Annotated in this window: 17 protein-coding genes; 9 read left to right on the forward strand and 8 right to left on the reverse strand. The window is 34.5% G+C overall.

What is annotated here, in order from left to right; all coding sequences use genetic code 11:
* Window positions 1-272: 272 nt before the first annotated feature.
* Window positions 273-521 (forward strand): P8 family protein, encoded by a 249-nt coding sequence (locus LF20184_RS02125; RefSeq protein WP_010020998.1) that lies wholly within the window; start codon window positions 273-275, stop codon window positions 519-521.
* 126 nt (window positions 522-647) lie between these two features.
* Here the strand turns inward: LF20184_RS02125 and LF20184_RS12640 are convergent, their stop codons facing one another.
* The 4 genes from LF20184_RS12640 to mazE form a co-directional block, all read right to left on the reverse strand.
* Window positions 648-818, reverse strand: a complete 171-nt coding sequence (locus tag LF20184_RS12640; protein WP_010020997.1) for a hypothetical protein — start codon at window positions 816-818, stop codon at window positions 648-650.
* Window positions 818-1,189, reverse strand: a complete 372-nt coding sequence (locus LF20184_RS02130) for a hypothetical protein (RefSeq protein WP_010020996.1) — start codon at window positions 1,187-1,189, stop codon at window positions 818-820. Before LF20184_RS02130 ends, LF20184_RS12640 begins: the two co-directional genes overlap by 1 nt.
* Before the next feature lie 140 nt (window positions 1,190-1,329).
* Window positions 1,330-1,683, reverse strand: coding sequence for a type II toxin-antitoxin system PemK/MazF family toxin (locus LF20184_RS02135; protein WP_010020995.1), 354 nt, complete (start codon window positions 1,681-1,683; stop codon window positions 1,330-1,332).
* A complete protein-coding gene (mazE, locus tag LF20184_RS02140; protein WP_010020994.1) occupies window positions 1,677-1,928 on the reverse strand; it encodes a type II toxin-antitoxin system PemI/MazE family antitoxin in 252 nt (83 codons plus the stop codon). Before mazE ends, LF20184_RS02135 begins: the two co-directional genes overlap by 7 nt.
* Window positions 1,929-2,202: 274 nt before the next feature.
* On the opposite strand from mazE, the gene LF20184_RS02145 reads away from it, so the two are divergent.
* A complete protein-coding gene (locus LF20184_RS02145; RefSeq protein WP_157769878.1) occupies window positions 2,203-3,453 on the forward strand; it encodes an ISL3 family transposase in 1,251 nt (416 codons plus the stop codon).
* 219 nt (window positions 3,454-3,672) lie between these two features.
* Here LF20184_RS02145 and LF20184_RS02150 read toward each other — a convergent pair whose 3' ends face one another.
* From LF20184_RS02150 to LF20184_RS02160, 3 genes are all read right to left on the reverse strand, one after another.
* Window positions 3,673-4,482, reverse strand: coding sequence for an SLAP domain-containing protein (locus tag LF20184_RS02150; protein ID WP_010020990.1), 810 nt, complete (start codon window positions 4,480-4,482; stop codon window positions 3,673-3,675).
* A 111-nt stretch (window positions 4,483-4,593) separates the two neighbouring features.
* Window positions 4,594-5,046, reverse strand: coding sequence for a hypothetical protein (locus LF20184_RS02155; protein ID WP_010020989.1), 453 nt, complete (start codon window positions 5,044-5,046; stop codon window positions 4,594-4,596).
* A gap of 158 nt (window positions 5,047-5,204) precedes the next feature.
* Window positions 5,205-6,074 carry a lipoprotein gene (locus LF20184_RS02160; RefSeq protein WP_010020988.1) on the reverse strand — a complete coding sequence of 290 codons (870 nt, stop codon included), beginning with the start codon at window positions 6,072-6,074 and terminating at the stop codon, window positions 5,205-5,207.
* 157 nt (window positions 6,075-6,231) lie between these two features.
* On the opposite strand from LF20184_RS02160, the gene LF20184_RS02165 reads away from it, so the two are divergent.
* The 6 genes from LF20184_RS02165 (at window position 6,232) to LF20184_RS02190 (ending at window position 12,686) form a co-directional block, all read left to right on the forward strand.
* On the forward strand, window positions 6,232-6,438 hold the full coding sequence (locus LF20184_RS02165; protein WP_010020987.1) for a hypothetical protein: 207 nt from the start codon (window positions 6,232-6,234) through the stop codon (window positions 6,436-6,438).
* A gap of 31 nt (window positions 6,439-6,469) precedes the next feature.
* A complete protein-coding gene (locus LF20184_RS02170; protein ID WP_010020986.1) occupies window positions 6,470-6,682 on the forward strand; it encodes a DUF2922 domain-containing protein in 213 nt (70 codons plus the stop codon).
* Between the two features lie 369 nt (window positions 6,683-7,051).
* The gene (locus LF20184_RS02175; protein ID WP_010020985.1) at window positions 7,052-8,536 is read left to right on the forward strand and encodes a hypothetical protein; all 1,485 of its coding nucleotides are present in this window, start codon (window positions 7,052-7,054) and stop codon (window positions 8,534-8,536) included.
* 146 nt (window positions 8,537-8,682) lie between these two features.
* Entirely contained in the window at window positions 8,683-9,645 is a 963-nt protein-coding gene (locus LF20184_RS02180; protein ID WP_010020983.1) for an ABC transporter substrate-binding protein, read from the forward strand.
* Between the two features lie 95 nt (window positions 9,646-9,740).
* Window positions 9,741-11,204, forward strand: coding sequence for an ATP-binding protein (locus tag LF20184_RS02185; protein WP_056945224.1), 1,464 nt, complete (start codon window positions 9,741-9,743; stop codon window positions 11,202-11,204).
* A gap of 141 nt (window positions 11,205-11,345) precedes the next feature.
* A complete protein-coding gene (locus LF20184_RS02190; RefSeq protein WP_268869555.1) occupies window positions 11,346-12,686 on the forward strand; it encodes a DUF3329 domain-containing protein in 1,341 nt (446 codons plus the stop codon).
* A gap of 16 nt (window positions 12,687-12,702) precedes the next feature.
* Here the strand turns inward: LF20184_RS02190 and LF20184_RS02195 are convergent, their stop codons facing one another.
* A complete protein-coding gene (locus LF20184_RS02195; RefSeq protein WP_029606587.1) occupies window positions 12,703-14,421 on the reverse strand; it encodes a 6-pyruvoyl-tetrahydropterin synthase-related protein in 1,719 nt (572 codons plus the stop codon).
* A 93-nt stretch (window positions 14,422-14,514) separates the two neighbouring features.
* Here LF20184_RS02195 and LF20184_RS02200 point away from each other — a divergent pair, with 93 nt between their 5' ends.
* Window positions 14,515-15,870 carry a DUF3329 domain-containing protein gene (locus LF20184_RS02200; protein ID WP_235699487.1) on the forward strand — a complete coding sequence of 452 codons (1,356 nt, stop codon included), beginning with the start codon at window positions 14,515-14,517 and terminating at the stop codon, window positions 15,868-15,870.
* The last annotated feature ends 15 nt before the right edge of the window (window positions 15,871-15,885 follow it).

Raw genomic sequence — 15,885 nt, forward strand, 5'->3', positions numbered from 1 at the left:
ACTGTCGACGGAGGAGTAAGAACTCCCGGAATAATTTTATACAAGAACTATTTTAGCATGGATATGGGCATATGGAAACTCAAAAATCAATTGAATTTGTTATACATTTTGTATAAAAGGTACAATTTATTTATAAAATCAAGTTGTATCAACTCTTATCAGTATAAAAATTATGCCAATTAAATAAATTGTAAAAAAATATGGGCATTTAGTGTGTCACTTTTTCAAATTAGAACTATAATGAGCTTGTAACTAAGGAGGTTGTTGAAAATATGGCAGAAGTAGATCCATCAAAGATGGCTGATGCAGCCATTGCAAAAGAACCAGAAGTACTAAACCTAAAGATGAGTGAGGCTTTCGACTGGAGCGATGATAAGACAGTTGTTCGTGACGCAATCTGGGATTATTTCATGGAGAACAACAATCATGACACAGTTAAGACCGAAGAAGCGGAGAAACCATTCCTTGATATGAAGGATGCTGACGTCCGTGACTGGATCGAGAAAAACCTTAAAAAATAATAAATCTTTAATTTTCCTTTAGGCTCTGAAATAAGAAGCCTAAAGGATTTTTTTATGCATTTTTTTAGAAATATTTAATATATAACATGAATATAAAAATAAGGGAGATTCTATTAGGAATCTTCCTTATTTTTTGTGTGCTTCATCGTAAACAATCGTCACCACATCATCAACTGCATTGAAGATGAAATCCATCACGCGTTTCTTGAATTCTTTACTGGAGACGAAATTAGTCATCTGTTTGGCAGTAAAGTTGACGAAAATTTTTGAAATGTGGTTGTTATTTAGTTTCCCCATTATCTCATCCTCTTTTTCATCGTTTTATAGATTTTTTTGAGAAATTTGTTGGTAGTAATTCTCTCGAGGTGGCTATATGCCAAATAATGTAATTGTCGTTTTGACAAAGTAGGGTTTTGCTTGATCTCTTCTTGCAAGTAGACGTACAACTCTTGTGGCTTCAAGTCGGTATTTTTCGTAAAGTCGTGCATCCGTTCATCTACTATGGCTTGGATCTCCTCGTGAACTGCACCATAGAAGAAACCAGTTGGCAAAATTCTGCGATGCGTTTGGGCTTCATGTTCAACGTGTAATTTCAAATTGAGTTTTGTTTCATCATTGAAATCGTCAATCTTTTTAGTTATCCGATGTAAATCATTTTCCACAGTCATATCCCACACCCCTTAATAAGATTAATTATAGAATGATATTTCCTTAAATCAAAAGGAAAATAAAAAAGGAACTGTGACATAAATCCTCGAAAGTAATCTTTAACGCTAAAGCTATTCTTGCCCAAGTTTCATAAAACTACCTAATCATTATTAAATTGAACAACTAATTGTATCTTGTTTTGAACTTCCTCTCTTAAATCCGTTGGTAGTTGCTCCACAAATTGCCAATTCCTGTTGATGTAATCAAAAGATTTTAACTGCTCAGTGTAAATCGTGCCATCCATTTTAGTTCGTTTATCTAAATGTACATGCAAAGGATAATCTTCCCCATTGAACTTACCATGTGATATAGGGACAACCCATACAAATGGGGAAGTAGCCATCAGCTGATTATTGCTAACAACCACAGCAGGCCTCCTTTTTTGTATTTCAGCTCCAGCAGATGGATCGAAATCAATGTAAATGATTTCTCCATTTTTGGGCATATTTACCATAATTCTTCTCCTATTGGCTTTGTATTTTCCCAGTCATTCAGATCATGCGCACGCTGATAGCTTCCATGCCAATCTTCAAATAAGCCGTCTAAACTAGTTGCCATATTTTTTGAAGGTTTAAGAATTAATTCGCCATTATCTTTTTTTTCAACTTTATACTGAGTTCCGGGGGCTACAGCTAGGTTACTCGGAATTGTAACAACAATGGAATTTCCTTGCTTTCTAGCTTTTACATATTTTTCCATAGGGCCATCCTCCATTTCAAAATCTTATTAAATTATAGCATTGGTGAATACACATGTGAATACATATGTACTTTGGGACAAGCATGAATTGTTTTTAGACAAAACAAAAAAGCCTCCTATATATAGGAGACTTCATAAATATGGTTCTAAACTTTCTGGTATTGATGAACAATCAATACCAGTTTTTTTATACTCTTTGAAATAAAAAAAGAACATCACTGTTCTCGTGTTAAGATTTAAGCGACCAAACCAAATCAAACAGGAGTGAACAATGATGTCCCAAGACAATTCTATACTATGTGCACTAGACATAAAAGACAATAATATAAAAAATGTTTCAGTAAAGGATGCCAAGATAAAAAAACGTGGCGTTATAAAACACATTAAAATAGTAAATGCTGAACTTTCCTATTCTTTACATAGATGTCCTCAATGTGGAATGAATACACTAGTTAAAAACGGTAAAAGAACTACTAATGCAAGATTAGCTAGCTTTAATGGTATCGAGTACCACCTAGTACTAAAAAAGCAACGATTTTTGTGTAGGAACTGTGGAAGCACCTGCGGTGCTCACAGTGATCTACTGATTAAAAATCATACTATGACCAAACAGATCAAGAATAGAATCTTTTCCATGGCTAAGGAATCATTCACTCTGTCATCAATAGCTAAAATCATTGGCATTTCAGCCAATACTGTAAGTAGAATTCTATATAGTAATACCAAAATTCCTACTAGATGTGTGCATTTGCCAGAGAATCTTTGTTTTGATGAGTTTCGATCCGTAAAAAATATTTTTACATTTATCGCTATCGATGCGGATACACATAGATTGGTCGAATTGATACGTAACAGGCTGTCTAAAACAATAACTGAACATTTTATAAACAGTTACAGCTTATCAGAACGACAAGCTGTAAAAACTGTATCAATCGACTTAAATGCCAATTATCAATTAGTCGTTCATCGTATATTCCCAAACGCTCGCATTGTCGTAGATAGGTTTCATATAGTTCAACTTTGTAGTAGAGCCCTAGATCAAGTACGTATCAATTCTTTAAAAAAATTACCTGATAAAAAATCTCGTATATACAAAGCAATGAAATCTGATTGGCGTCTATATCATCTTCCAGAGGAAGATGTAGACGATACCCATATAAAATTTATTGTCGGTATAAATGAATTCATGACTATTCAAAATGCCATCGATATAGCTACTGATGAAATACCAATTTTCAAGGAGGCCTATGATACTTACCAGAGTATTCAAAGATCGATAAGGTACCACGACATAGACTTACTTCAGGAAACTATTTCTGGATATAAAAGAAATGGGACTGCAATGGATACAGCCATTACAACGTTACGAAAAAATAAAAATTATGTAAAAAATAGTTGCTTATTGCCATACTCCAATGGCCCTCTAGAGGGCACCATTGGAAAGATAAAGAAACTAAAAAGAAATTCCTATGGCTTTAGAAATCTTGAACACTTTATTAAGAGAATAAAACTGATTTGTGCATAGAAAAAGAGCATCCTCGGTGAGGATGCTCAATGAGCTCAAAATCATTCATCAATACGATTTGACAAAGAGCCATAAATATCAGGGAGGGTGGTTATATTAGTTTGTTTATTAAATTTCTCATTATAGTAAATGCAAGTATTCTTGTTTACCAATTACTATAATAAACACTAAATGTGAAGAAATTGTGAAATATAAAAATTTAAATATAACGAATCCCGTTTATTGTGTAACTGATGTAGCAAATTCTGGTTCGCTAGTTGCTTGTTTTTGTTGACCAGCGTCGTTTAATTGCATATTGGTACTTTGTGTCCATTCATTGTTAGAAACTTGATAGAAGGTATAGCCGTACTTATTTTGAACCATCTGGTTGACCTTCCAAGAAGAGCCATCTTGCAATTGACGACCGGAGAAAGAATCCATCGAAGTATCGTAGACATCGGCTGGACCATTAACAACTGTTCCGACAACTTGTTGATCATTGGTATTTGCGGCTTGAGTAGCAGAGTTGATTGAAACATCACCGACCGCAACGTATTCATCAGTCGCAATTTGGACGTAAGAATTTCCGTTGATCATAATAGTCGTACCAGTATTCCAAGTGCTACCAGCTGGCAAAGTTACACCAGTTTTTGCGCCTTGACTGTTGATAACAGCACTGTTCCATTTAGCAGTCGCAACTTGTCCACTAGTAGTAAATGGGGCAGCTGCTTGTGTCTGTGCTTGAGCTTGTGTCTGAGAAACGTTTAGACTACTTGCAGCAATCCATTCATTCGTGGCAACTTGATAATAAAGTACGCCATTGAGATATTTAGTGCTGCCCAATTTCCAGGAACTATTGTTGGGTAAGAAAGTACTAGTAATAGCTTGTCCTTGGTCATCAACTAAAACACCGCTACCGTTGACAGTTCCCACTAAATCGACTCGATCAGGGACCGATGCCTTTACGGTTTGAGGTGACAAATTAGACAGGACACTTGGAGCGATTAACAAAGCTAACGCCGAACCAATTAAAGCTGTGTTCTTTTTCATCGTTTAACCTCCTGTAATTATTTTGCGGTTCACCTTAAACTATAATGCAATTCGGTTTTTTACAACCTATTTTAAAAACAGTTAAGACAAACATTACTATTTCTTTAGAAATTAATTTAGATAATTTGAGAAATCAGAAGAATATCCTTGAATCGAAAATTTGTGATAAGTCTTCAGATCACGGTCGGAGAGTTTGATGATAACGGAATTAGTGATGGTGTTTTCTTGATGGAAGCGAGGTCTGATTTTATAAATAATTCCATAAACAGACGGTTTCTTCATCTTATAAACTTCCATCGAAACAGTTTTGTACTTAGACCAGTCAAACGGCCCGTCATTTTTATCGATTGCCAGTCGGACCATTTTCGTAAATTGTTGTTTTTGATAATCATTTAATTTATGCGTATCTTTATTTTGCAAAGTAATCTGCGTTCCCGAAGAGTAACAATAAGGAGCAGAGTGGGCGTTACGATACATTTGAGGGATGAGAAAGGCCAGTGCCAAAATAACCACGCAACCAATCAAAACCGCACGATGCTTGTACTTTTGAAGTTTTGCTTTCATTAGTCCCTCCTTAAAAAAATCTAACCTAAGTATTATAACGTGGATTTCTAAAATAGCTTAAAAAAATCCGTAAATCATTTTTTGAATACCGGAAAAAACAGTAAAAAAACCATGACCTCAAAATAGAAGTCATGGTTTTTAAATATCTAAATATCTAATTATCTAACCTTAGCATCTGAAGGTTGAATAGTAGTACGTCCATCGGCATGGGCATTCTTGATAGCACGGATGATATCATTGTCACTCCAGGCACCAACTGTCTTAACACCTTGGTCAGTCAATTGTTGTCTAGCATTGGCGATATCTTGATCAGTGATTTCCTTGCCGCCAACTTCACGTTTTTCAACATCGAAGTCACCCTTAGCAGCAGGATTGTCGCTTTGGTCATCGGATGAAGTAGTAGTATCGGTATTTGTATCGTTACTACTATTATTAGTATCAGTTGTAGTTGTGTCATTAGTTGAAGTTTCAGGAACTGATTCTAATAAAGTCTTAGCTTGAGTATAAAGGTCTGAATAATACTTACCTTTGATACCTTTAGCCTTAGTAACTTGTTCTAGTAATGACTTAGCTTGGTCGCCGTTACCAGCCTTGATCATAGCCTTAGCATTCTTGATATCTAACTTGTAGTTGTTACGGTTCTTTTGAATCTTGTTAACTTGTTTCTTAAGATCCTTAGCATGAGAAGTCATCTTCTTGTTGCCGTTGTCTTGGTCGATGACCTTGTTCAAAGCCTTCTTAGCGTCAGAGAACTTGCGTTGGTTCATCAAGCTCTTAGCCTTAACTAGATTGTCAGCTTGTTTTTCAGAAGCAGATGCTTTGTCAGTCTTCTTGAGTTTAGTAGCAGCTTCAAAGTGATCAGATGCCTTAGCATACTTGCCATTGTCTACTGCAGTATTCCCCTTAGTCATTTCCGTCTTGTATTTACTGTCGTTGTTATTAGCGCTGTTTGATGATGATGAAGAATTACCACAACCAGCTAGGACTAGTGCAAATCCAGTCGTAAGTAGTAATAATGCTTTTTTCATTTTAATTCCTCCATATAAGTACTGGGCAAATTATACCATGTTCCAAAAAAATGCAAAATTAATTTCCGTTTTGGATACTTCCAATCGTTACTATATGTGTAAGTTACTTAAGCCGGCAAAAAGTTCTTACAAAATTATAAAAAAGAAGGTACTTAAAATGAGTTGGAAAAGAACATCAATCAAAATCATCATGGCAAACAAAGACTATCCTAATGGAATTAAATTCTTCACTTACAACAACATCATCGAAGAACCCACTAGAGAACAAATCAAGATGTTTGCCGAAGGTTTGCAACTATTGTCAAACGGGGATGCCTATCTAGGATCAGAAGTAATCAAGCACGACGAACTAAGCGCTGACTAAACGTACCTAAATAAGAAGGGAAGAAATTAATATGAAGAAACTACAACTAAGATTCAAAACAGCCGAAGGTAAGAAACGCAATCTCGTACTAAATTACGTCAAATCTGGTCTCGATGAAAACACCGTCCGCCAAGCAATGGACAAAATCAGTGCCAGTAAGCTTTTTGAAAAGGATACTGTCGAACTTTATCAAGAAGTTGTTGATGCCAAGTATATTGACCGCACTGAAACAAAAGTATTCTAAAATTATTCAGTATTTAGACATAATTATTAAACTTTTTAAGGGATAAACCTTGAGCCTACGACTTAATTCGATTAGAATAAGAGTAGGCTCATTTAGGTTGACTAGAGTTTATTGGTTTCCATGTATACGTAACGTCTGTAATACTTTTGTAATTTTATGATTATTTTTGATCAAAAAGTTACAAACTTTGTACAGATTTCTGCCCAAATATTACAGAAATGTGATATTTAATACAGGAATGTTACAAAACAAGGGAGTTTTTAATTTCGAGTTGATTATAAAGCCGGAGTTTCATATAATGGTTGTCAGTGGGATAGCCCCACGACAATTAAAAATAATAAATTCTTGTAGTCCAGGGGAGGATTAACATTGAAAAAATCTATTAAATACGCAGGAATCGCTGCTGCTACACTTCTAGCTGTTGCTCCAGTTGCTGCTCCTGTTGTTTCAAGTACAACTTCTGTACAAGCTGCTGAAGCAGGTGTTACAGATGACAATATTACTACAGCTGTTAAAGCACTTCAAGGTGTCCTAACAGATACAACATTTGGTGACAATAACACTAATGGTGCATATCCTACAGCATTGACAAGTGCACAATACGATACATATATGTCAGCAGAAGATTTCATGGCTCTACCTATTATGGGTAGCAAGGCTCTATCAACTGCTAATATGAATGTTCTTGCTGAAGCTAACGCTCAAGTTAAAGTTAGTGCTGTGGATGCAAATGGTAACAAGATTAACAGTGGTGACTATGCTAAATTGGCTGCTTCAGTTGCATCAGATAACGGAAGCATCAAGTATGCATATACTATTAAGTATAACAATACTGATGGTGACGCACAAACACCTGTTACAGGTACATTTACATTAACAAATGATAATGTTGTTTCAGCTGTTAAGTCATTGGCTGTTACATACACAAATCCATTGGAAGTAGCTTATGGTTCAAAGACTGTTAATGCAAGTCTTTCATCAACAATCGATGCAAAAGTTACTGACAAGAATGGTAATGCTGTTGAATTAGATAGTGATCAAGCCTCAGCTGGTGCACTTTACAAGTCATTTGCTGGTGCAATTGCTGCAGATGCTACTGATGTATATTCAGATTCAACATTTGGTGATGAAGATAAAACTTACTATCAACCTGTAACTATTGCTATCAAGAGTGGTAAGTTAGGTACTAACGATGCAAAGACAATCGTTGATAACTATATTGCTGGTCAAGATGACTATTCAGTTACTGTTAATGGTTCAGCATTGAGTGCTGTTGCTAATGGTACTTTGAAAGCAACTGCTGCAACTGCTACAGATGCAGATCCAGCAAATGCTGGTACACTAACATTTATTCGTGAAGTTCACGTTTCACAAAATGCTAGCTGGACAACAGAAGATGTTTCAGGTGTTGTTACAACTAAAGCTGATAGCTCATACTATACATTGAAGAATGACGACAATAACACAATTACAAACCGTGCTCTTGCAAAGAACACTGCTTGGGTTACTGACAAAGTTCGTACAGACAACAATGGTAACAAGCAATACCGTGTTGCTACTGGTGAATGGATTGACGCTGATGATGTAACATTCTCAGACAAAGCTACAACTGACGAAGGTGAATACACTGACGTACAAGCTTTGAATGGTAAAGTTACACTTGATGGTCCTTCATCATTCGTATACTTCCTATACGACAACAATGGTGGACAAATTGCTAACCGTGCCTTGACTGGTGATTCAGCATGGTTTACAGATAAGAAGGCAACTAACGCTGCTGGAGTTACTGTATACCACGTTGCTACTGGTGAATGGGTACAAGCTGGTAGTGGTGTAAACTACTCAGCATACTAATCATTAGTTAGTATAATTTCAAAAAGACTCGCGTAAGCGGGTCTTTTTTTATCTAAAAAATTAATAAGAATGTACTGAAATATGGTTTTTATTACTGTAAAAGTTTACACTGAACTAGTGTACTTTTATAGAAAAGGGAGTTTATTATGTCACGTAATTTGAAAAAAATTGCTATCATGATTGCGACTGTACTTTTGATTGTCGGATCATTGCCATTTATGAGTTTAACTGCCCAAGCTGCTGATGCAAATGGTAATGATAAGATCACTATCGGAACAATCAAGAATACTGCTGCAATGCCTGCTGTTATGGCCAAAGAAGCTACTGATTTTAGTCGTAACAATATCGAAGCTGATGTGAAATCATATGATTCTAATAAGGAATTGAATGATGCTATCGCTAATGGTGATGTTAACTTTGCTACTACCGATTTAGTAAGTTTTGCATCAATTGCCAAAAAGAATTCTACTTGGAAGATTGTTGGTACTTTGCCTGGTTACTATGGTCTAGTTGCTAACAAGAAGTACAAGAAGATTAAAAATCTTAAGGGCAAGACGATTGCTATCGACAAGAAGTCTGGTTCAAAACAATACTTAAAGAAGATTTTGAAGAAGAACAAGGTTAAGTACTCAAGTGTTAAGGTTAAACAAATTGATGCCGACAGTACTCGTGTTGATTCTTTGAAGTCTGGTGATATCGATGCCGCCGTCTTGGAAGACCCTTCAATCAGTAATGCCAAGGGTAATAGTGCCAAAGTATTGAATCGTCAAAAGACTGGTAAAGATAACGGACAAGTTTTGATTGCCAACAAAGACTTTACTAAGAAGAATGCTTCTTCAACTCAAATTCTAGTTAGTGTTCTTAATACTGAAATTAAGAATATCAACAAAGTAATGGGCTACGGTGCTGCTCAAGCTGCCTTAAGAGATTTTGGTATTAACGATAAGGGTGCTAAGTACATTACTGATATGGAAATTAAGTTCAAGAAGGTTCACAAAGTTAAGAAGTCTGACTTCAAGAAGGCTTTCAAATTTGCTAAATCACAAAAGAACTTTAAAGGTAAGATTAGTTACAATAAATACACTTTGAAAGTTAAAGGTGTTAAATAATAGTTAAGAAGATATCGACACAGGTCGATATCTTTTTTTGTTAAATTTTTTAAGTGAGATATTATTGAATTAATAAATAATATCGAGGTAAAAGTATGTTACGACCTGTGAATTTAGAATCATTGTTTGATATTTTAGATAATGAAAAATTATTGGATGAATATAGGATCTTTTTGAATATGGACAAACAATTTGAACGTAAGGAGATAAATGATACCAAACTTTTATTTGATTACTTGAAGCCTGCTGTAGAATTATCTAATTTTTATGTTGGATTCAAAATACCTCAAATTAATAAAGAATTCGATTTATTACGCTTTACAAGTGACTATATTTTGAATATTGAATTAAAAAGTAAAATGATTTCTGAGGAAAAGATAAAGAGACAACTTCAGAAGAATTTGTATTATTTAAAAATGTTTAAAAACTATAGTGATGTTCATTTATATACTGCGGTAAAAGAGTATGAAAACAATTTTAAGATATATGAATTGAAAGATGGAGCACTAAATGAAGTTACTCCTGGTCGCATGCAGAGAGATTTGATACTCACTGGTAGGGAAGTAGATTTATCAGTTATTTGTGATCCAAGCAATTATTTGATATCACCATTTAATTCTACAGAATTATTTTTAGAGCATAAGTACTTTTTAACCCAGAACCAACAAGAAATAGAAAAGACTTTTTTAAATGGAGGTATTGGAATGTATTCTCTTCAGGGAGGTGCAGGAACTGGGAAAACATTGTTAGCTTATGATATTGCGTATGAGGAAATGGAGAAAGAAAAGAAGGTCAAAATAATTCATTGTGCCAATTTGAATGATGGACAGGAAGAATTAAATAGTAATGGATGGAGTATTTCTCCGATTAAAAGTTATAAATTTATTGAGTTTAACAATTATGATGTGGTAATTTTTGATGAATTTCAAAGAGCATCAAATGTTGAAGAAATTATTACTGACTTTAGTAAATTTAAAGGCAAGACACTTTTTTGTGGTGATACTAATCAATGGCTTGGTTCTTGGGAAAATAAGGAAAAAACATTTAATAAATTGAAAGAATGTAATTTATTGAAAAAGGAGTTTAAAGTAACCCAAAAGATAATAACAAATAAGGAGGTCTCCACGTTTATAAAACAACTATTTGATAATAAAAAAATTGATTCTAAAAATGTAAAAAAAGAAAACATTTATATTGAATACTTTGGCAATGAAACAGTTGCTCGTTCATTTGGTACTAGATTGGAAAGAGGCGGATGGAAAGTAATTAGTTTGACAACATCGTTATATAATGAGGAATATATTGATCAATTAGAGTATAGTGATTTAAATTCGCATAAGGTAATTGGTCAAGAATTTGATAGAGTCGCTGTTTTTATGGGAAAAAATTTTTATTACGATGAAAATGGTAAGTTAAATAGTAGTGAGGATAGTTATTACGACTCAACTAAAATGTTATTTGAGAATATTACTAGGACTAGGAAAAAATTGTTTATAGTAATTGTAAATAATCGTGAGATATTGAGAAGTTGTTTAGAAATATTGAATTGTTCAAATTAATATTTCCTTGAGAATTGAGATTTAATTTATTTATAGTATTTTTAATGTCTTTCTTTGATTTCTTCAAATTTCCACTCCAATGAATTATAATTTTGAGAGAAGTTATCTTTGCAAGGGTGGTATTTTGTTATCAGAAATTTAGTGAACAGCTTATATTTGAAATGTAAGCGTAACAAATGGTCACTGATAATTCTCCTGACCATTTTCATTTTTGTATTAATTTTGAATTTAAAGACCTTATACATCGCTGACGATTATGTCTACCACTTTTTCTATCAGACGTCGTCGCCAACTGAGATTGCTCATCAGCAAAAGATTTCTACGTTGTTGATACCAGCTTCGATGTGGAATCATTATTTCCTTTGGAATGGTCGGTTTGTAGCTCATTCGATCGTGCAATACTTCATGCAATTTGATACTAAGATTCCGTTTGATATTTGTAACAGTTTGATTTTTGTAATTTTAATCATGATGATGGATAGATTTGCCAGTAAATTATCTAATAAGAAAGCTCAGGCGTTTGTTCTGCCATCGATTTTTGCTTTTACTTGGTTTTATTTGCCATTCTTCGGGCAATCGGTTCTTTGGGTGTCTGGAGCGGGTAATTACTTGTGGATGAGTGTGATTTATCTCGGCTTTATCATGTACAACTTGAAGTTTCGAGAAGCTAGTTTACAGACATTCGTTGCGGCAGGAATCATTGGTTTCTTAGCTGGAGCTAGTAACGAGAACTCTGGTCCAGCCGCAATTTTGATTGTCTTATTATTTATGATCAAACGTTTTATCGAAACTCATAAAATCAGCTTAGTAAGTTCAATCAGTGTGTTTTTCGGTGCAGTAGGTTTCTTACTCATGTTAATATCTCCCGGTTCACAAAAGCGTGGTATGATGAGTCGAACTTGGCCAGTTGTCCACAAGAATCTCGAAAATATTTATAATCTAACTTTCGATAATTGGAAGTGGCTCTATTTGTTGGTGATTGTCTTGATGATTGCCGGAGTAGTTTTGAAAAAGTTATCGATCGATAGTTGCTGGTCGATTATCTTCTTCATGGTCGGGCATTTTGCGGCAGTTTATGCGATGGCGTTATCCCCAGAAGAACCGCAAAGGACTTTCTTTGGAGGAGTTATTTTCTTAGGAATTGCTTTATTTATTCCCGTTTATGCACTCTTCAGCGAGGTTAAATTAGTGCTGCCAGTCTTGTCGATTCTAATGATAATTTTGTTTGTCAGAAGTTATGTGCCAGCTTATCAAGATATCAATCAGAGTTATCAGGTTAATAAAATGCAGTACGAAAAGATTCTCACTGCCAAAAAAGAGGGCAAAAACAGCGCTCACGTGCCAATTTTGCCAGTTGCGAAGAGTACTTATAATGCGACTTACCAGACGTTTACTTTGGATGAACCATCGGATCAGTTGATGAATCTCTGGGTTGCTAAGTATTTCGATATTGGAAAAGTTTATGGCTATCACATCAAATAAAAAAGTCTATCTATTTTTAGATAGGCTTTTCTTCATTTTTAGGTTTTAATTTGAGTAGTAGTGGTTTGATTTTATTTCTAAATGGATAAGCAATCATGATTAATATCATTATGACTAGAGAGATGGCTGAGAAGTGACGAGCTGATTTCTGGATATTTGTTTCATAATAATCAACTATGACTTTTCCTTTGCCGTTGAGAGTGATTTTAGCTAGGTTGTTATGTTGTTTGTCCATTGTTAATTTAGAAACTTGTCCGGTAGAATTCTTTGACTGGAAACCATAATAACCGATAATTGGTAGATTGACTTGAGCGTTTTTAGCATTCTTGAAATTGAAAGTCAGTTTTGTGCCAGATTGTTTGAAATCAGTAATTTTAGCTTTACCAGAAACGACCTTAGGTTGGTGTTTAGTATGTTCCAAAGTAGTCGTATTAGTTCCTACTGGCAAGTATTCCTGTCCGCCACCAATACTGTAGGGCGACATCTTGTTGTACTCAGAATAGGGAATTAGAGCGGCTGTGTAGCTTTGGATGAGTCGATAGCCAGAAGAGACCGACAATAACAAGACGAAGGCTACTAATAATCCTTTGATCGTCTTACCTTTTAAGATATTTAACGGATCACTAGCGACGAAAATTGCCAGAAGAATCGTCGTTATCATGTCAAAGCGCCAAGTGTATTGGATCATCTTGAGCGGTGTTTTGTTCAATAAAATCCAAGGGAAGACTGAACTTGAACAGATGAAAGTCGCTACACCGATAATTGAAAAATGTCTGATAGCTTTATTTTGAATCTTGTGAGCCGAAACGATAATGATTACTGATGCTAATAACAAAACCAAACCGATGTTGGGATTGTCGATGATGTTACTTAGACTCCAGTTGAAACTATCTTGCAGGCTGCTGGAACCTTTGACTAAAATACTCTTAGATTTTGTTAATTGGAACGTGGTGTGCTTGAGCTGTTCTAACATTGGTAGGAAATAGCCGACACTCAACAGTCCTGAACAAATAGTAGCCCAAAGCAGTGATAGTAGACGTTTAGGGTGTAGTTTTAATTCAGGAATTTGGCTAAGAGCGACGATAACAATTAAAATGGCGACTAAAACTGGTGAGAGAGCGTGAGAATAAATAATCCCCGTCATCCCGAAAGTTAAGAAGAGCCAGTTTCGTTTACGTTCACCGTAGAAAATTTCGTAAATTCCTAGCATCGCAACTGGTAAGAACAAGAATGCTCCAACTTCACCGAGATCGTGACGGAACAATAAGTCATGTAAACGATAATTAGAAAGCGTATAGACGAAACTGAAAACTAAACTGTTCCAGTACTTTCTTTGAACTTTGTAGAAGCACAAGAAAGATACACCGAAGGTCAAGAAATTTAAAAGGACGTAATAACGAGCAATTGCTTGAGCGGTGGAATATCCTAGTAGTTTCATCAAAGCGACCGGATAGAGTAAAAAGTCCGAATAAAAAATATTTGAGATGTATCCGAATCCATCCATGAATGACATGTTGATGACTGGAAAGTAATCGTGTCTAAGAATCGACTGATATAATCCTTCAATTCGCATCATGTGGAAACGATTATCGCTCGGACCTAAAAACGACCAGATGGAATTATGATAAAATTCAGTTTGATAGATAGAAAGAAAACTAGCAATGGCAAAAATGCCTAAAGTAATGATAGTAATAATGGTTATTTTGAAGTATTTATTCTTTAAGATAGACGACATGTTTAAACCTTTCCAAATAAGATTAAGTTAATTATACTAGGTATTGTTATTTTTTAGGTATTATAACTATTGAGCTCTTTTATTTGTTATGAGGTGATTATTATTAGTAAAAAAAGTAATGACATCTACTGCTTTATTAAGAAAAATAAGCTAACAGTGGGTGTTTTAGTAATTATTTTTGCAATATTATTAATTTTGAATTCCAAAACTTTGTATACAGCAGATGATTATGTTTATCGGTTTGTTTATCATTTACCAACACCAGAAAAACATATGGAAAAAATTACAACTGGCCTTATTCCTTATTCAATGTGGAATCATTATTTAAATTGGAATGGACGTTTTGTCTCGCATTCAATTGTTCAATATTTCATGCAGTTTGATACGAAAATTCCGTTTAATATTTTCAATAGTTTAGCATATGTTGGATTAGTCTCTTTGATCAATTGGATTTCACTAAGGGTCACTAATAAGAAGAATAATCCTTATATGTTGGCATTGATATTCTTCTTTACGTGGTTTTTTATTCCTTTCTTTGGTCAATCAGTTTTGTGGTTGTCTGGATCAGGTAACTATTTATGGATGAGTTTGATTTATTTAGGATTTATTTTATTTAATCTCAAGAATCATGAAAGAAACTTTACTAATATTTTATCAGTAATTTTATTAGGTTTCTTGACCGGAGCTAGTAATGAAAATTCTGGTCCTGCGGCAGTATTGATTGTTCTATTATTTATGTTAAGACGATTTTTTAAAGAACGAAAGGTAAGTTCAGTCGCAGTAATTGGGATAGTTTCCAGTGCCATTGGCTTTTTAACTATGATGTTATCCCCAGGCTCACAAAAACGTGGTACGATGCAACGTACTTTTGAAATTATTCAAAATAATCTTCAAGACATTTTTAAATTGTCATTTAATGATTTAAAATGGGCTTATTTAATATTTATTGTTCTATTACTGTTGGCTATTGGGATGAAAAAGATTACATTTGATGAATTATTGACTGTAACTTTCTTTTTCATAGGTCATTTAGCAGCAATTTATGCAATGGCATTTTCACCAGAACATCCTGAGAGAACTTTCTTTGGGGGAGTAATGTTTTTGGGGATAGCTATTTTTATTCTAATGTATTGTGTTTTTAGCAATACAAGAATTAGTCTATTAGGCTTGATGGCTATATGTTCAGTTTGTTTTGTTTTTAGTTTCGTACCAGCCTATCAAGATATTAATCTCAGCTATCATCAGACTGCAAATCAGTATGAAGCTATTAAAAAAGCTCAACATGAGAATCCTAAAAACGCGACTGTTCAAATTCTAACTCCACAAAAGAGCAAGTATAATGCTACTAATGGTGTTATTGGTTTGGCTAAAGAACCATGGCAGATTATGAATCGTTGGGAATCTAAGTTTTTTGATGTAAATCAAATTAGTGGATATTACAAGAAATGATATGACTGGGGGAGA

It is taken from the genome of Companilactobacillus farciminis KCTC 3681 = DSM 20184, assembly GCF_002706745.1.
Taxonomy (GTDB): Bacteria; Bacillota; Bacilli; order Lactobacillales; family Lactobacillaceae; genus Companilactobacillus; species Companilactobacillus farciminis.